This window comes from Amycolatopsis sp. FBCC-B4732 (assembly GCF_023008405.1).
GTDB classification, from domain to species: Bacteria; Actinomycetota; Actinomycetes; order Mycobacteriales; family Pseudonocardiaceae; genus Amycolatopsis; species Amycolatopsis pretoriensis_A.
In genome coordinates, this window is record NZ_CP095376.1 from 4636600 (window position 1) to 4653500 (window position 16901).

The following is a 16901-nucleotide window of genomic DNA, read 5'->3' on the forward strand; positions in this document are numbered from 1 at the left end:
CCGCTCTATAGTCGGCCGCGTGGCAGAGACCGACCTCGCACCCGCGTCCGACGCGCTGGAGACCCTCCGGCGCGTGTTCGGCTACGACAGCTTCCGCGGCGACCAGGCGGCGATCGTCGAGCACGTGATCGCCGGCGGCGACGCGCTCGTGCTGATGCCCACCGGCGGCGGGAAATCCTTGTGCTACCAGATTCCCGCGCTCGTGCGGCCCGGCGTCGGCGTGGTGATCTCGCCCCTGATCGCGCTGATGCAGGACCAGGTCGACGCGCTGCGCAACGCCGGCGTCCGCGCCGGGTTCCTCAACTCCACCCAGGACTACGCGGCCCGGCAAGAGGTCGAGTCGGCGTTCGTGAGCGGCGAGCTCGACCTGCTCTACCTGGCGCCGGAACGGCTTTCGGTCGAGTCCACCGTGCGGCTGCTCGACCGCGGCAAGATTTCGCTGTTCGCGATCGACGAAGCGCACTGCGTCGCCCAGTGGGGCCACGACTTCCGGCCCGACTACCTCCAGCTCTCCGCGCTGCACCAGCGCTGGCCGGACGTGCCGCGGATCGCGCTGACGGCGACCGCGACCGAGGCCACGCACCAGGAGATCTCCACGCGGCTGGGGCTCGAGGAAGCGCGGCACTTCGTCGCGAGCTTCGACCGGCCCAACATCCAGTACCGGATCGTCGGGAAGAACTCGCCGCAGCGGCAGCTGCTCGAGCTGCTGCGCACCGAACACCCGGGTGACGCCGGGATCGTCTACTGCCTGTCCCGGAACTCGGTCGAGAAGACCGCGGAATTCCTGGTGCAGAACGGGATTCCGGCGGTCCCGTACCACGCGGGGCTCGACGCGCGCACGCGGGCGAAGCACCAGTCGCGGTTCCTGCGCGAAGACGGGCTGATCGTGGTCGCGACGATCGCGTTCGGCATGGGCATCGACAAACCGGACGTCCGGTTCGTCGCCCACCTCGACCTGCCGAAGTCGGTCGAGGGCTACTACCAGGAAACCGGCCGCGCGGGCCGGGACGGCCTGCCCTCGACGGCCTGGCTCGCGTACGGGCTGCAGGACGTCGTGCAGCAGCGCAAGATGATCGACACGTCCGAGGGCGACGAGGCGCACCGCCGCCGGCTGGGCGCGCACCTGAACGCGATGCTCGCGCTGTGCGAGACGGTGGAATGCCGCCGGGTGCAGGTCCTCAACTACTTCGGCCAGCAGGCCGAGCCGTGTGGCAACTGCGACACCTGCCTGAACCCGCCCGAAAAGTGGGACGGGACGATCGCGGCGCAGAAGCTGCTGTCGACGATCGTGCGGCTGCGCAACGAGCGGCGGCAGAAGTTCGGCGCCGGGCAGGTCATCGACATCCTGCTGGGCAAGTCCACCCCGAAGGTCACGCAGTTCCAGCACGACACGCTCAAGACGTTCGGCATCGGCACCGAGCTGCGCGAGCAGGATTGGCGGGCGGTCGTGCGCCAGCTGCTCGCCCAGGGCCTGCTCGCGGTCGAGGGCGACTACGGCTCGCTCGTGCTCACCGAAGCCAGTGCCGAGGTGCTCGGCGGCGACCGCCAGGTGATGCTGCGCCGCGAGCCCGAGCGCGCGGCGGCCGCGAAGGTCCGCGGCACGCGCAAAGCCGCCGCCGCGGTGGACATGCCCGCGGAGGCGGCTCCGCTGTTCGAACGTCTGCGTGCCTGGCGGGCCGGCGTGGCGAAGGAGCAGGGCGTGCCCGCGTACGTCATCTTCCACGACACGACCCTGCGCCAGATCGCCACGCGAAAGCCGGCTTCGCTGGCGGATCTGGGCACGGTCAGCGGCGTCGGCGAGAACAAGCTCGCCAAGTACGGCGAGGGGGTCCTCGAAGTCCTGACCGCCGAGTGACTAGCGGGCGGCCGGCCCCGGCCGGCCGGGCTGTCCCGGCTCCCCGGCCACGGAGTTGACCTTGCGCACCGCGCCGGCGATCTGCTCGTGGTACTTGCCCTTGGTCTTGTCGTCGACGAACTTGGCCGCCTTGCCGACGGCCCCGTTCACCTTTTCGGGGTTTTTCTTGGCGTACGCGCGGGCGGCGCCGGCCGCGCCGGCCAGCACGGTGAGCTTGCGCAGGAAAGCCATCGTCGTCTCCCTCGTCGGTGTGCGGTCATCCTGACAACGCGGACGAACCACCCGGAGGTTCCCCGTGTGACGAGGGCCAAACAAAATTGCCACGCGAGTGGTGCCCGGCGGCCTCTAGGGTCGGGCTCATGCGCGACCTGGCGACCCTGCCCAAAGCCCACCTGCACGTCCACCTCGAGAGCACGATCCGGCCGGGCACGCTCCGCGAACTCGGCGAGGCGAACGGCGTCGCCGTCCCGGCCGAACCGCCGGAGTTCGACGGCTTTCGCGCGTTCGCCGACTACAACGCGCTCATCCGGGCCTGCCTCCGGCAGCCCGAGGACTTCGAGCGCATCGCACGCGAGTACTGCGAAGACGAGCTCGCCCAAGGCACGCGCTACGCCGAAGTCACGTTCACCGCGGCCGCGCACGGGGAACGGCTGGGCGACCCGGAAATGCCCCTGGCATCCGTCCTCAAAGGACTTTCCGGGCTCGAAACCCGGCTCGTGCTCGACCACTCCCGGCGGCGCTCGGTCGAACGCGCCGAGCGCACCCTCGACCTCGCGCTGAAGTACGACGGGGTGTTCGCGATCGGCATGGCGGGCGAAGAAAACCACTCCCTGCGTCCGTTCGCGACACTCTTCGAGAAGGCCCGGGCGGCCGGGATCCGCCTGCTGCACCACACCGGCGAGGACGCGGGGCCGGAGAGCATCCGCGAAGCGCTCGAAGTGGGCCGGACCGAACGGCTCGGGCACGGCATCCGCGTCCTCGACGACCCGGCGCTCGTCGCCGAGGTGCGCGACCGCGGCCTGGCGCTGGAAGTGTGCCCGTCGTCGAACGTGACGCTGGGGCTGGTGCCGTCGCTGCCCGAGCACCCGCTCCCCCGCCTGCGCGACGCCGGCCTGACGGTCACGCTCAACACCGATGTCCCTTCGGTGACCGGCGCGCAGCTCGCCGAGGAGTACGCCCGCGTCCGGGACGCCTTCGGCTACGACGACGCCACGATGGCGGACTTCGCCCGCGCGAGCGTCACGGCGTCCTTCGCCCCCGAAACGACGAAGCGGAAGATCCTCGACGGCATCGACGCATGGCTCACACCGGCAGCAGGCGCGTGACCAGCGTGGAAAGCTGCTGCACCGTGCGGCACTCGTGCATCTCGACGACGTCGGCGTACTCCAGCGCCGCCGAGTCGCCGGTCGACCACAGCGACCGCCGCTCGGGGTTCAGCCAGTAGACGTGGCGGGCGCGGGACTTGATCTCGCGGACCGCGTCGAGGTTGGGATCGCCGCCGTTGGTGCGGGCGTCGCCGAGGATCAGGACCGACGTCCGGGGGCCGACCGCCGCCGGCCAGTTCTCCGTGAACTGGCGCAGGGAGCCGCCGTAGTCGCTGTGGCCGTCCCAGCGGACCAGCGCCGCTTCGGAGAGCATGCGCGCGGTGAGGTGCTCGGGGTCGGCGGTGCCGGTGGTGACCAGGTGGGTGACCTCGTCGGCGCTGTCGACGAAGGCGAACACGCGGATCTTGCTGAACTGGTCGCGCAGCGCCTGCACCAGCAGCATGGTGAAGTTCGCGAACCCCGCCACCGAGCCGGACAGGTCGCACAGCAGCACGATTTCCGGCCGGCCGGGCCGCCGGTGGCGGTAGGCCGGGCGCAGCGGGACGCCGCCGGTGGACAGCGACCGCCGCAGCGTGCGGCGCAGGTCGATCTGGCCGCGCGTGGTGCGTTTGCGGCGGGCGGCCAGGCGCGTGGCCAGCTTGCGGGACAGCGGCTGGATCGTGCGACGCAGTTCGGCGAGCTGGTTGCGGCTGGCGATGAGGAAGTCGACGCGGTCGGGCGCCGGGGCGATGGCGTGCTTGGCGACGCGTTCGCGGCCGCGGACCTCGGCCGCGCGGCGGCGCGCTTCGGTCCGGATCCGCCCGCGGAACCCTTCGACGCGGCGGCGGATCTCGTCCCGGTCGAGCCGGTCGGTGAACTCACCGCGCGCGCCCCCGCCGCGCACCGCGGCCAGCACCCGCGCGATCAGCGTCTGCGGCTGGAGCCGCTCCAGGGTCTGGTGCGCCGAAAACCCGCCACCGGGTCCGGTGGACGAGCCGTACTGGCCGAGCATGTCGACCGCGAGCCCGGCCAGCTGGGCGAGCGCCTGCTGGTCGCCGTCGGCGAGCGCGGCGGCCAGCTCTTCCCGCAGCTCCTCCAGCGTCGACGGCTCGTCTTCGCGGGCGCGCTCGGGCGTCCCGATCCCGGCCGGGAAGTACAGGTCGAAAGCGGCGTCGAAGACCGCGCGCTGCCCGCCGCGCCGGACCAGCGCCGCGGCCAGCCCCTCGCGGACCAGTTCGCGGTCGTCGAAGCCGAGCACCTCCAACGCGGCCGCGGCGTCGACCGTCTCGGCCGGACCGGCCGGGATGCCCTGGGCCCGGAGTGCCTTGACGAACGACGCGAGCCGCTCCGGCACGCCGCCGGTCACGACGCGTCCAGGACCTGTTCGAGCTGCAGCCCGGCGCCGGCCTTGGCGATGTCGTCCTGGTGCTTGAGGACGACGCCGAGGCTCTCCCGCACCACCCGCTCGTCCAGCGTGGACGCGCCGAGCGCGAGCAGCGTGCGCGCCCAGTCGATGGTCTCCGCGACCGAGGGCAGCTTCCGCAGGTCCATCGCGCGCAGGGCGGCGATCACCCGGACGACGGAATCCGCGAGCGCGGCGTCGATGCCCGGGACCTTGAGCCGGACGATCTCGCGCTCGAGGTCCTCGTCCGGGAAGTCGATGTGCAGGAACAGGCACCGGCGGCGCAGCGCTTCGGACAGCTCGCGCGTGGCGTTCGAGGTCAGGACGGCGAACGGCGGGCGCGTGGCGGTGATCGTGCCGAGCTCCGGGACGGTGACCTGGAAGTCGCCGAGCACCTCCAGCAGCAGGCCCTCGACTTCCATGTCGGCCTTGTCGGTCTCGTCGATGAGCAGCACGGTCGGCTCAGCGGAGGAGATCGCGGTGAGCAGCGGCCGGCGGAGCAGGAACTCCTCGCCGAAGATGTCGGTGCGGGCGTCCTCCCACGTCTCGTCGCGGCCGGCGGTGATCCGCAGCAGCTGCTTGGCGTGGTTCCACTCGTAGAGCGCGCGGGCCTCGTCGATGCCCTCGTAGCACTGCAGGCGCACCAGGCGCGAGCCGCTGACCTGGGCGACCGCCTTGGCGAGCTCGGTCTTGCCGACGCCGGCCGGGCCCTCGACCAGCAACGGCTTGCCCAGCCGGTCGGCGAGGAACACCGTGGTCGCGACCGCGGTGGAGGCCAGGTAGCCCGCCTCGGCCAGCTTCGCCGACACGTCGTCGACGGACGTGAAGAATCCGGTGCCCACCACGTGCCTCCTAAGCGGTCGCTCACCCGGAGCGTACCCGACTACCGGACTAGCATCGGCCGTGTGACCTACCTTGCGGCATCCGGCCGATACGACTCGATTCCCTACCGGCGCTGCGGGCGTTCCGGGCTGAAGCTGCCGGCGATCTCGCTCGGGCTGTGGCACAACTTCGGCCACGACAAGCCCCTGCAGACGCAGCGGGACATCACCCGCCGCGCCTTCGACCTCGGCATCACCCACTTCGACCTGGCGAACAACTACGGCCCGCCCTACGGCTCGGCGGAGGAGAACTTCGGGCGGCTGCTGGCCACCGACTTCAAGCCCTACCGCGACGAGCTGGTGATCTCGACCAAGGCGGGCTACGACATGTGGCCCGGCCCGTACGGCGAGTGGGGCTCGCGCAAGTACCTGCTGTCCTCTCTGGACCAGTCGCTCGGCCGGCTGGGCCTGGACTACGTCGACATCTTCTACTCCCACCGCTTCGACCCCGAGACGCCGCTGGAGGAGACCGTCGGGGCGCTCGACCGCGCGGTCCGCGCCGGGAAAGCGCTCTACGTCGGCATCTCGTCGTACAGCTCGGAGCGGACCGCCGAGGCGGCTCGGATGCTGCGGGAGCTCGGCACGCCGCTGCTGATCCACCAGCCGTCGTACTCGATGCTCAACCGCTGGATCGAGGAGGACGGCCTCCTCGACACCCTGGACGAGGCGGGTGCGGGCTGCATCGCGTTCTCGCCGCTCGCCCAGGGCCTGCTGACGGACAAGTACCTCGACGGCGTCCCGGCGGACTCGCGGGCCGCGCAGGGCAAGTCGCTGAACCCGGACACCCTGGACGAGAACCGCCTGAACCGCGTCCGCGCGCTCAACGACATCGCGGGCCGGCGCGGCCAGTCCCTCGCCCAGCTGGCGCTGGCGTGGGCGCTGCGCGACCACCGGGTGACGTCGGTGCTCGTCGGCGCGAGCAGCGTCAAGCAGCTCGAGGACAACGTCGGCGCGCTCGGCAACCTCGACTTCTCCTCCGAGGAGCTGACCGAGATCGACGGCCACGCGACCGACGCGGACATCAACCTCTGGAAGCGGTCCTCCGACGCCTGATCGGTCCCGGGCGGTGGGACGCGCCCCACCGCCCGGGATCACCGGGTGCCCTGGGCTTCCGCCGAGAGGTCCTGCCACGCGGCCCACGTCTCGAGCCGGTCGGCGTAGGCCTGCTTGATCATCGGGTAGAAGCCCTGCCCGAAGAGCACCCGCAGGGGCGGGCTCGCGGCGTCGACGACCTTGAGCAGCGCCTGCGCGGCGGCGGCCGGGTCACCGGCGGGCTGCCCGCCCGCGACCTCGGCGATCCGGCGGCGGAGACCGTCGTAGGCCGGGCTCGTCGCGGCGACGTGACCGTTGGCGAGGGGGTCCGGGTTCCGGCCGTCGCGGGTGGCGAAGCCGCCGGGCTCGACCACCGTGACCTTGATGCCGAAGCCCGCGACCTCCTTGGCCAGGGTTTCGTTCAGCGCTTCGAGCGCCCACTTCGACGCCTGGTACGCGCCGCCGAGCGGCATCGCCACGAGCCCCGCGGCCGACGACAGCTGGACGAAGTGCCCGGCGCCCTGTTCGCGCAGGTACGGCAATGCGGCCTGGACGACCCACACCGCCCCGAAGACGTTGGTCTCCAGCTGGTCGCGCAGCTCCCGCTCGGTCAGCTCCTCGATCGCGCCGATCTGCGCGTACCCGGCGTTGTTCACGACGACGTCCAGGCGGCCGAAGTGCCCGACTGCCCGCTTCACCGCTTCGAACACGGCGGCTTTGCCGGTCACGTCCAGCTCCAGTGGCAGCACGGCATCGCCGTAGGCGGCGGCCAGCGCATCGAAACCCTCGGTGGACCGGGCGGTCGCGGCCACCCGGTCGCCGCGGGCGAGCGCGGCCTCGACGAAACACCGGCCGAGGCCGCGCGACGAACCGGTGACGAACCAAACCTTGCTCACGACGTTTCCCCGTTCTTCGCCCCTTGCGGGCGATCGCCATCAGGACACCGGTGGGCGGAACCCCGTGACAGCAGCCGCCGGTGACCCCGGTCACGGACCCTCCGGATTGGTTAGGGTCACGGCGTGAACAGGCTCTGGGTGGACGACCTGCGCCCCGCCCCGGAGGGGTGGACGTGGGCCAAGTCGAGCGCGGAGGCGATCGAGCTCCTCGCCGGCGGCGAGTTCACCGTGATCTCCCTCGACCACGACCTCGGCGGCGACGACACCACCCGGCCGGTGGTGCTGTGGATGTGCGAGCACGAACGCTGGCCGACCGAGGTGCGGATCCACACGGCGAACCCCGTCGGCCGGGAGTGGCTCGCCGGGATGGCCCGGCGCTACGGGCCCGGCGGCGCGTGACCCGATCGGACCACTCGCGCACCGTCGATCCGGGCCCGGCCCGTTCGTGTGGACACTGGGCGACGGGACCCGTCCGTCCGCGAGGAGGAGCCGTCATGGCCCGGGCCCTTCGCCGAAGGCAAGGAGCACCTCGGCGGGTTCTCCCTGATCGAAGCCGCCGACCTCACCGCCGCGCTGGGGTGGGCCGCCCGGGTCACCGCCGCCGTCCACCTGCCGGTCGAAGTGCGCGCGCTCGCCGGGTTCGCCGCCTGATCCCTCAGCGCGGGGCCGGCAGGTGGGTCGCCTCCGGGAAGAGGTTCAACGCTCGCAGCGCCGCGCCCAGCTCCGCGATGTCCGCCGGGTTCGTCAGGGAGCGGCCCAGCTCCTCCGTGATGCGCTTGAGGCGGTGGCGGATCGTGTTGGGGTGGCAGAACATCCGCTCCGACGTCAGCTTCGTCGAGCCCTGGCAGTCGAACCACGCGCGCAGCGTCAGCAGCAGCACGTTCCGGTCGTCGCCCGGGAGGTCGAGCACCGGCTGGAGAACGTGGTGGGCCAGCTGCACCGACGCCTCCGGGGCGCTCGCGACCAGCCCGGCCAGCGGCGACTCGGTGAACTGGACCAGGCCCGGCGTGCCCGGCGTCATACTGGACAGCGCCACCCGGGCCAGGTGCAGCGCGCGGGCCGTGTTGCCCAGGCCGGTGAACACCGGGCTGATGCCGACGCGGCCCACCGGGTGCTCGCGGACCAGCTCCACGATCGCCTTGGACGCCGCCGGGTCGCGCAGGGACACCACGCCCACCTGCAGGTCCGGCGTCAGCCGCCAGGCCGACGCGTGGTGCACCGCCCGCAGCCGGGCCTCGATCTGGGGCAGCGGTTCCTGGCCCAGGCGCGGGGTTTCCGCGGCGACGACGACGAACGTGCCGTCCAGCGACAGCTCGAGCACGCGGGCGATGTCCCACAGCGTGCCCTCGGTCGCCGTGCCGCCCGCGAACAGCGCCTCGACCAGTGCCGAGCGCCGGTTCTGGTGCGCCACCACGACTTCCGCCGTCGTGTCCCTATAGGACGTCGTGAGGGCTTCGGCGAGGTCGTCGACGAGCGCCCAGATCGCCGTCGTGGCGGCGACCAGCCCGGCCAGATCCTGCTCGCGGGCGGTCAGCTCGACGAACCGGTGCCACACCTCGGTGAGCCCGATCCGGTACGCCCGCAGCAGTTCCGGCAGCGGCGCGCCCTGCAGCGCCCGAGCTCGCGCGGTCGCGTGGGCCTGCGCCAGGTCCGGGCCGTCCGAGCCGCGCAGCGTGCGCATCACGTGTTCGAGGTTGGCGCGCACCGAGTTCCGCAGCTCGGCGTGCGTGACGAACCGGGCGTCGGCGTACACCGGCATTTCGGCGCGGATCTGCCGCACGGTGCTGTCGATCAGCTCGGGCAGCTTCCGCTCGACGTCGGCGGCGAGGACGGCGACCCGCGGGGCGAGCCCGCCGGACAGCAGCGCTGGGTGGTGCATCGTGCCCTCCGGTCCCCGGACCTCCTCGTCGAGACCCGAGATCCGCATCTAACCCGAAAGCATCAACCACGACCGGGTGAACTTTCCTCAGGCACCGCGGATGCGGAGGTTCTTCCGGAGAACCTCCGCATCCGCGTCAGGCCATCTTGGCGGCCGCGCTCTTGATCGCTTCGCGGATCCGGAAGTAGGTGCCGCACCGGCACACGTTCTGGATGGCGTCGATGTCCGCGTCCGTCGGGTTCTTCGTCTTCTTCAGCAGCGCCACGGCCGCCATGATCTGCCCCGGCTGGCAGTAGCCGCACTGCGCGACGTCCTGTTCCAGCCAGGCTTCCTGGACCGGGTGCAGCTCTTCGCCGTCCGACAGGCCCTCGATCGTGGTGACTTCACGCCCGGAGCACTCCGAAACCGGGGTGACGCAGGGGTTGAACGCCTCGCCGTCGAGGTGGCTGGTACAGGCCTTGCAGACGTTGATGCCGCAGCCGTACTTCGGCCCGCGGACCTTGAGCTTGTCGCGCAGCGCCCACAGCATCGGCAGGTCGGCGGGCGCGTCGACGGTGACGGTCTTCCCGTTCACCACGAAGGTGTAGTTGGGCATGGGGACTCTCCTCAGCGCGGGAACGGGTCGAAGTCGACCGGGAAGGTGATCGGGAAGCTGCGGGGCTTGATCCCGGTCGCCCGGGCGTAGGCGTTGGCGATCGCGCCGACCGGGGCGGGCACACCGAGTTCGCCCGCGCCGCCGATGTCCTCGCCGGCCGCCGGCATGACGTGCACCTGGACGTCCACGGGCGAGTTCTTCTGCCGCGCGTAGTGGAACTGCGAGTAGCTGCCTTCGAGCGGCAGGCCGTGGTCGATGTGCAGGCCGGCGGTGAGCGTCGTCGAAATCGCGTCGGTCAGGCCGCCGAGCATCTGCGCCTGGATCCCGCGCGGGTTCACCGGCTTGCCGACGTCGACCGCGATGGTCGCCTTCGTGACGCGCGGGTGCTTCGGGTCGCGCGCGTCGAGTTCGACCAGGCAGGCGGTGAACGACTTGTACTCGCCGTGCACCGCGACGCCCTGGGCGAAGCCGGCCGGCATCTTCTTGCCCCACTCGCCGAGTTCCGCGACCTTGTCCAGCACCGCGCGCTGGCGCTCGTCCTTGATGAACTCGCGGCGGAAGGCCACCGGGTCCTTGCCGAGCTTCTTCGCGATCTCGTCGACCATGATCTCTTCGGCACCGCGGGTGTTCGCCGAGTAGACCGACCGCCACGCCGAGGTGTGGAACTTCAGCGGGACCTCGTTGAGCAGCTGCGTGGTGACGCCGAAGTTGTACGGCGACTTCACCGTCAGCAGGAACACCGTCTGCGCGAAGCTCAGGTTGCCGCCGACGGGCAGCTTCGCCGCGAACGCGGTCAGGATCTCGCCGAGCCCGTGGCTCCAGTCGGTTTCGACGCTGGCGACGCGGTGCTCGAACGTCAGCACCTGCCCGAGCGCGAAGGTGGCGCGGATCCGGTGGTAGCTCGCCGCGCGCGCCCGGCCGTGGCGCATGTCGTCGATCCGGCTCCACATCAGCCGGACGGGCTTCTTCATCGCCTTCGAGATGTGCGCGGCTTCGAGGGCGGCGTCGAAGAACAGCCGCCGCCCGAACGACCCGCCGCCCTGCTGGACGTGCACGGTGACCTTGTTCTCGGGCAGCCCCAGCTCTTGGGCGATGGTCTGCTTCGCCACGATCGGCGACTTCAGCCCGGCCCAGATGGTCGCGCTGTCCTCGCGGACGTCGGCGACCGCGGAGTTCGACTCCATCGGCGCGTGGCTGGCGAAGGCGAAGTCGAACTCGCCGTCGACGTACTGCGTCAGCAGCGGCGGCACCACGAACGGCAGCGCGGCCCCGCGCAGCTTCTTCTTGACGCTCTCGTTGTCCTCACCGTCCACTGTGCCCGGTCCCCAGGTGACGTCGAGGGCGTTCTTGCCGTCGAGGGCCTGCCCGAACGTCTCCGCCATCACCGCGACGCCGGTGGGCACGACGGCGATGTCGATGATCCCGGGCATCGCCCGGACCGCGGCTTCGTTGGTGACCTTCTTGACCGTGCCATTGATCGACGGCGGCCGCCGCACCATCACCGGGTTCGCGCCGGGCACGTCGAGGTCGAGCGTGTAGACCTGCTTGCCGGTGACCATCGCGCGGGCGTCCTTGCGCGAGGTCGGCGTCCCCACGAGCGTGTGCGCCGACTCGGCTTTCGGCGCGATGGCCCCGGTGCTCAGGTCCGTGCGCGACGCGGGTCCGGCGAGCACGCCGTAGCCGGCGCTGCGGCCGTCGGGCGCCCACACCGCACCGTCGCGAGTGGACAGCCGCGACGCGTCGGTCCCCCACTTCGCGCCGGCCGCGGCGACCATCCGGGCGCGCGCGGTCGCGGCCGTGGCGCGGACCGGGTCGTAGAGCGAGCGCATCGTGTTGGAGCCGCCGGTGAGCTGGTTGAACAACAGCTCGGTGCGGGCGTCGGACAGCACGACGTCGACGCGGTCGAGCGGCAGGTCCAGCTCCTCGGCGACGAGCATCGCGGTCGCCGTCGAGATGCCCTGCCCGACTTCGGCGCGCGGCAGCTGCAGCCGCGCCCGCCCGTCGGCCGTCAGCTCCAGCACGAGCATCCCGGCGGTCGGCGCGCACGACAGCGTCAGCACGTCGCCGAGGTCGAGGATCTCCGCGGGCTGCGGCAGGGTCGGGACGACGGCGTCCGCGGTCGCCGGCGCCACCGCGTCCGCGGTGAGCCTCGTGGCGACGGTGAGCGTGGGGGCGGCGACCAGGTAGGTCAGGAAGCGGCGGCGGCCGACCTGCCCGGCTTCGGCGGGGTCGGCGGGTTCGGTGGTGGGACTGGCCATCGGGAATCCCTTGCAGGCGTGGTGGCGGGGTGCGCGCCACGCTAAGCAGGCGTTGTCAGGCCGTCAACGCGGCGTAGTCGTGTTCGCCCATTCCTGTGACGGGGTGACAGTCGAAGCCGCCGAATGTGTGCGCCGCCACAGTGCCGGACGGCCCAACCGGCTGGTTCAGCCGGCGTCCGAGCCGCGTTCCCGGCGGGCTTCGAGCAGGTCGTCGCGGGCGCGCGCAACCCGTGAGCGGACGGTGCCGACGGGCACGCCGCACACCTCGGCGGCCTCGGCGTAGGACAGGCCGAGCACCTGGGTCAGCACGAGCACCTCGCGCCGGTCCTGGTCGAGGCCGTCGAGCAGTACGCCGAGCTCGACGAGGTCTTCGAACCCGGCGGCGGCGCGGCCCTGGTCGACGGGGGCGTCCCAGTCGATCTTCGGCCGGGCGGAGGCGGCCCGGATCTGGTCGACGACCACCCGGCGCGCGATGGCCAGCAACCAGGTGCGCGACGACGAACGGCCGGCGAAGCGGCGGAGACTGCCGAAGGCGCGCAGGTAGGTCTCCTGCGCCAGGTCGTCGGCGGCGGCCGCGTCGGTGAGGTGCGCGAGGAAGCGCCAGATGTCGGCCTGGGTCGCGCGGACCCACTCCTCCAGCGCGCGCCGGTCGCCCCGGCCGGCGGCCAGTGCGAGAGCCGTGACGCGTTCGTCGTCCTCACCGCGGGTCATGACCCGGAACGTAGCAGTAACCGGGACCCTGGCGAACCGGCGGCGGGTCAGGCGAACTTGGTCTTCGGGCGCTCCTGCCGCACTCCGTCGACGTAGACGTCCACCTTCTCGTCGAGGAACGCCACCAGCCCTGCCGCCCGGATGCTCTCCGGCAGCGGCGTCGGGTAGCTCCACGCGAGGTCGCCGTGCCCGGCCACGTCGAAGTGGTCGGCCGCGCCCTTGTACGGGCAGTGCGTGACGACGTCGGTCTTCTCGAGCAGGTCCATCCGGACGTCGACGCGGGGCAGGTAGTAGCGGACCGGCAGGCCGGTCTCGAAGAGCAGGTGCGGGCGGACCGAGTCGGCGACCGTGACGCCGTCCACCTCGATCCGGACGTGGCGCGAGCTCGGCAGGACGTCCACGCGCACGCCGGGGTCGCGCGGGTGCGTGAAGATCTGCTCGTCCTCTTCGAACCAGTCGAACGCGGCGAAGTCGAAGCGGACGTGGTCCCGGAGCTCCTCGATGGGCGAATCCGGGTGTTCCAGCGCGCCGTCCACCGCCTCGGCCCGGCCGACCTTTATCGTCGACAGAACACCTTCTCCCCGGCTGGGCGAGTGCGTCGTCCGGCCGGAGGGGGTGAGCACGCCGCTCACGACGTCCGCGCGCGGGAAGTAGTACGTGGGGTAGTACGGGACTTCCCACACCAGAAGGGGGTGCACCGTGTCCGCGACGAGTTCCCCGCCGAGGAACACGCGTACCCGCTTCGCGCCTTGTGCCACGCGGACCCGGCCGCGTACCGGAGTGCTCATGCCCCGGTCAACGGGTTCCGGATCGGACGTATTCCGGAAAAACCGGGTTCCGGGCGGCTAGCGTGGCGGGGAGAACGAAAACGAGAGGCGGGCACGGGTGACCGGCGTAGGAGCTCCAACGGTCGGGACCCCCGCCGGGATGCGCAAGATCAACCAGCGGGCGGTGCTGGACCTGCTGCGCCGCAGCGGGCCGGCGACGCGGCCGCAGGTCGCGAAGGACACCGGGCTGTCGAAGCCGACGGTCAGCCAGGCGCTGCTGGCGCTCGAGGCCGCGGGGCTGGCGCGCCCGACGGGGCAGACGTCCACCGGCACCGGCCGGTCGGCCGTGCTGTACGAGGCCGATCCGACGGCGGGGTACGTGCTCGGGATCGACATCGGCCGCGAGCACCTGCGCGTCGCGGTGTCCGACCTCGGGCGCGTGCTGGTGGCGCGCCGCGACGAGCGCAACACGGCGCGGTCCGGGGCCGCGCTGGTGACCGCGGTCGGGAAGATCGCCGCCGACGCCGTCGCCGAAGCGGGCCTGACGGCTGCCGACATCGTTGTCCGCGTGGTCGGCTCCCCCGGCGTCGCCGATCCGGAGAAGCGCTGCTTCCGGCACGCGCCGAACCTGCCGGGCTGGGGCCGGGCCGGGCTGATCGACGACCTCGAAGCCGCGCTGGGCCCGGACCTGATGGTCGAGAACGACGCGAACCTGACCGCGGTCGGCGAGTGGGAAAGCGGTGCCGCGCGCGGTGCGTCGGTGTTCGGCTGCATCACGATCGGCACCGGCGTCGGCATGGGCATGATGGTCGACGGCCGGGTGTTCCGCGGCGCGACCGGCGCGGCGGGCGAGATCGGCTACCTGCCCTACGGCCGCACACGCGCGGCGGAGGAGCCCACGAGCCCGCCCGCGCGCGGCCACCTCGAAGAGGCGACGGCGGCGCAGTCGGTGGTCCGCGGCGCGCGCGAACTCGGCCTCGGCACGGCGAAGTCGGCCCGCGAGGTCTTCCGCCTGGCCCGCGAAGGCGACGAACTCGCCCGGCGCGCGGTGGAGACCGAAGCCGACCGCCTGGCCTACACGGTGGCCTCGGTGGCCGCGGTGATCGACCCGGAGCTGATCGTCCTGGGCGGCGGCATGGGCACGGCGGCCGACCTGCTGCTGGAGCCGATCGACCGCGCCCTGCGCGCGTTCACGCCGCTGGTGCCGAAGGTGGTCCAGGGCGAGCTGGGCGAGGACGCGGTCCTGACCGGCGCGATCAGCGTCGGCCTGCGGGCGGCGGAAGGCCTGGTCTTCGACCACCGCGTCGGCGCTTAGGGCGCGTCCTGCGGATCTTGTTCATGATCGTGTGCAGACAAGGCGCGGATCGCGGCTTTGCTACCTGCAGAGACGGGGCGGCGAGGTGGGCGGTGGCGGAGTCACCGGCAGGTGATCAACGCGATTCCGTGGCATGAGCGGACCAGTGCGCCGTGGCGTGATCTGCCTGAGCGGTACGGGCCGTGGAAGACCGCGCACGAGCGGTTGCGGAAGTGGACCGCGGACGGGACCTGGGACCGGATCCCGGAGCACGTGATCGTCGAAGACGACTCCCTGGGAACGCTGGAGGACAACGTCGAGTTCGTCATCAGTGTCGATTCCACGAGCGTCCGGGCGCATCAACACGCGGACGTTCCCGAGGAGGGCTGACGACCAAGCTTCACCTGGCCGTTGACGCCGCGGGGCTGCCCTTGGCGGTGATCCTCACCCCCGGTCGGGCCGGCGACAACCCGCAGCTGCTGCCGCTGCTGGACGAGATCCGGGATCTCGGCGTGAACGGGCAGCAGGTGCGGGGTCGGGCGGGTTCTGGCCGATAAGGCCTACACCCACCCGAGCACACGCCAGGCTCTGCGGTCGCGCCGGATCAAGGCCACCATTCCCGAACGCACGGACCAGATCGCCCGCCGCAAGGCAAAGGGGTCGGCTGGCGGCCGACCGCCGGCTTTCGACTCCGGCCTCTACAAGCTGCGCAATGTGGTCGAGCGTTGCTTCAACCGGCTCAAACAATTCCGCGGCCTGGCCACGCGATATGCCAAACGAGCGGCCGATCACCGCGCAGAGTTCGTCCTCGCCTGCATCGTGCTCCATCTCCGATGAAGATCCCCTGGACACGTCCTAGTACTGCAACGGCAGTCAGGTGAGTGGGTAGCCGCGGCGTTTGTAGTGACCGAGGCGGGCTTGGTGTTGTCGGCGGAAGTATGACCAGGCCCAGACGTGCTCGGCGGTGTCGGTGACACGCAGGACCAGCTTGGTGAGCAGGCGCCGGATCTCCTTTTGCGGCCAGGGATCGGGAGACGGCGAGCCAGGCGTGGGCGAGCATGGACAGGGTGATGTGGGCGTACCGGCTCGCCTGGAGCGAACCTGGTGGTGGTCGAATCCGGCTTCGTCCTTGGCCTGCCGGAAGCAGGCTCGAGCGGCGGGGCCCGTACCAGACGTAGTGAACGATCTTAGTCGGATCGCTGATCTTGCGGCGGGCGAGCAGCCAGTGCCCGCGCCCGGCCCGCCGGCTGGTTCCGATGGGGATCCGGGCCCCAGTCGCACTCGCGGGGTCCGGGTGCACCAGCTCCGACCGACAACCGCCGCCACGCCCGCTCGACCAGCTCGTCCGCCCTCGCCTCGGCACCGTCGGTGGTGGCCAGCACATACGCGGCGTCCGGATCTTCCAGCCACACCCGCAGGTACTTGACCTGCCCACAAGCCTCATCGGCGGTGACCCACGCGAACGGCACCCTCGCGGCGAACGCCCGCGCCGGCATCGCCATCGCCTGCCGCGGCTTCGTCTCGAACCCGGTCCCGTCCGCAATCCCCGCCCGCCGGCACCGCTCCCGGTCGGCGATCCACGACTCGGGCAGAAACGACGCCCGGTCGATCACCGCGTGCCCGCGCTCGGAAGCACAGGCCAGGAACGTCCCGATCTGACAGGGACGTCGTCGATGTCCCAGTCCGCCCAGCGCAGCAACCGCTGCATCCCGTCCGGCGAGACCTCACCGGCCTTCTCCAGCGTCCGGCCGTTCTTCCGCTCCAGGCCTGCGACCAGCCCGGACACCTACTCCCGCGCTCGGCCCCGCGGCTCCGACCGCGATCGTTGCCGGGTCGCCTCGGCGAGCAACCCGAGGACCAGCGCCGTCGATCCCCGGACCGACGTCGCGCTGCCGCGTACTGCACCCGGCTCGATCAGGACCCGCACGGACGTCGTCAACCTCTCCCGGCCCGGGTATCTTCCGTTGTGACACACCACTCCGGCGACGTGGGCACCAGGCCGAGCACACTTCAGGATGGGGTTGATG

At 71.7% G+C, this 16901-nt stretch carries 15 protein-coding genes and 2 pseudogenes; 7 read left to right on the plus strand and 10 right to left on the minus strand.

The genetic code is table 11. From position 1 onward, the window contains the following. Nucleotides 1-19 precede the first annotated feature (19 nt). On the plus strand, nt 20-1855 hold the full coding sequence (gene recQ, locus MUY14_RS20345; RefSeq protein ID WP_247024649.1) for a DNA helicase RecQ: 1836 nt from the start codon (nt 20-22) through the stop codon (nt 1853-1855). On the opposite strand, the gene MUY14_RS20350 is transcribed toward recQ, so the two are convergent. After that, the gene (locus tag MUY14_RS20350) at nt 1856-2086 is read right to left on the minus strand and encodes an antitoxin (protein ID WP_247024651.1); all 231 of its coding nucleotides are present in this window, start codon (nt 2084-2086) and stop codon (nt 1856-1858) included. A 128-nt stretch (nt 2087-2214) separates the two neighbouring features. Here MUY14_RS20350 and add point away from each other — a divergent pair, with 128 nt between their 5' ends. Beyond that, entirely contained in the window at nt 2215-3180 is a 966-nt protein-coding gene (add, locus tag MUY14_RS20355) for an adenosine deaminase (protein WP_247024653.1), read from the plus strand. Here add and MUY14_RS20360 read toward each other — a convergent pair. Both MUY14_RS20360 and MUY14_RS20365 read right to left on the minus strand, forming a co-directional pair. Beyond that, nucleotides 3158-4525, minus strand: coding sequence for a VWA domain-containing protein (locus tag MUY14_RS20360; protein ID WP_247024655.1), 1368 nt, complete (start codon nt 4523-4525; stop codon nt 3158-3160). The genes add and MUY14_RS20360 overlap by 23 nt on opposite strands. Continuing rightward, nucleotides 4522-5403: a MoxR family ATPase gene (locus MUY14_RS20365; RefSeq protein ID WP_247024657.1), complete on the minus strand. Its 882-nt coding sequence runs from the start codon at nt 5401-5403 to the stop codon at nt 4522-4524. The genes MUY14_RS20360 and MUY14_RS20365 overlap by 4 nt, the downstream gene beginning before the upstream one ends. Before the next feature lie 63 nt (nt 5404-5466). On the opposite strand from MUY14_RS20365, the gene mgrA reads away from it, so the two are divergent. Further along, nucleotides 5467-6495 carry an L-glyceraldehyde 3-phosphate reductase gene (mgrA, locus tag MUY14_RS20370; protein WP_247024658.1) on the plus strand — a complete coding sequence of 343 codons (1029 nt, stop codon included), beginning with the start codon at nt 5467-5469 and terminating at the stop codon, nt 6493-6495. 38 nt (nt 6496-6533) lie between these two features. Here mgrA and MUY14_RS20375 read toward each other — a convergent pair whose 3' ends face one another. Beyond that, entirely contained in the window at nt 6534-7370 is an 837-nt protein-coding gene (locus tag MUY14_RS20375) for an SDR family NAD(P)-dependent oxidoreductase (RefSeq protein WP_247024659.1), read from the minus strand. Nucleotides 7371-7493: 123 nt separating this feature from the next. Between MUY14_RS20375 and MUY14_RS20380 the strand changes: the two genes are divergently transcribed. After that, nucleotides 7494-7769 carry a cyclic-phosphate processing receiver domain-containing protein gene (locus tag MUY14_RS20380; RefSeq protein ID WP_247024661.1) on the plus strand — a complete coding sequence of 92 codons (276 nt, stop codon included), beginning with the start codon at nt 7494-7496 and terminating at the stop codon, nt 7767-7769. 48 nt (nt 7770-7817) lie between these two features. Beyond that, a complete protein-coding gene (locus MUY14_RS20385; protein ID WP_247024663.1) occupies nt 7818-8021 on the plus strand; it encodes a YciI family protein in 204 nt (67 codons plus the stop codon). A 4-nt stretch (nt 8022-8025) separates the two neighbouring features. On the opposite strand, the gene MUY14_RS20390 is transcribed toward MUY14_RS20385, so the two are convergent. The 5 genes from MUY14_RS20390 to MUY14_RS20410 form a co-directional block, all read right to left on the minus strand. After that, entirely contained in the window at nt 8026-9249 is a 1224-nt protein-coding gene (locus MUY14_RS20390) for a CdaR family transcriptional regulator (RefSeq protein WP_247025184.1), read from the minus strand. A 136-nt stretch (nt 9250-9385) separates the two neighbouring features. Continuing rightward, entirely contained in the window at nt 9386-9844 is a 459-nt protein-coding gene (locus MUY14_RS20395; protein WP_247024665.1) for a (2Fe-2S)-binding protein, read from the minus strand. 11 nt (nt 9845-9855) lie between these two features. Beyond that, complete coding sequence (locus tag MUY14_RS20400; RefSeq protein WP_247024667.1) at nt 9856-12102, minus strand: xanthine dehydrogenase family protein molybdopterin-binding subunit; 2247 nt, start codon at nt 12100-12102, stop codon at nt 9856-9858. Between the two features lie 165 nt (nt 12103-12267). Then, complete coding sequence (gene sigC, locus MUY14_RS20405; protein ID WP_247024669.1) at nt 12268-12813, minus strand: RNA polymerase sigma factor SigC; 546 nt, start codon at nt 12811-12813, stop codon at nt 12268-12270. Between the two features lie 47 nt (nt 12814-12860). Continuing rightward, a complete protein-coding gene (locus MUY14_RS20410) occupies nt 12861-13601 on the minus strand; it encodes a DUF427 domain-containing protein (protein ID WP_247024671.1) in 741 nt (246 codons plus the stop codon). 139 nt (nt 13602-13740) lie between these two features. Here MUY14_RS20410 and MUY14_RS20415 point away from each other — a divergent pair, with 139 nt between their 5' ends. Further along, a complete protein-coding gene (locus tag MUY14_RS20415; protein ID WP_396126828.1) occupies nt 13741-14895 on the plus strand; it encodes an ROK family protein in 1155 nt (384 codons plus the stop codon). Nucleotides 14896-14943: 48 nt separating this feature from the next. Next, nucleotides 14944-15711 (plus strand): annotated as a pseudogene (locus MUY14_RS20420) (IS5 family transposase). A gap of 148 nt (nt 15712-15859) precedes the next feature. Here the strand turns inward: MUY14_RS20420 and MUY14_RS20425 are convergent. Further along, nucleotides 15860-16735: pseudogene (locus MUY14_RS20425) on the minus strand (IS701 family transposase); the annotation flags it as partial. Nucleotides 16736-16901 lie beyond the last annotated feature (166 nt).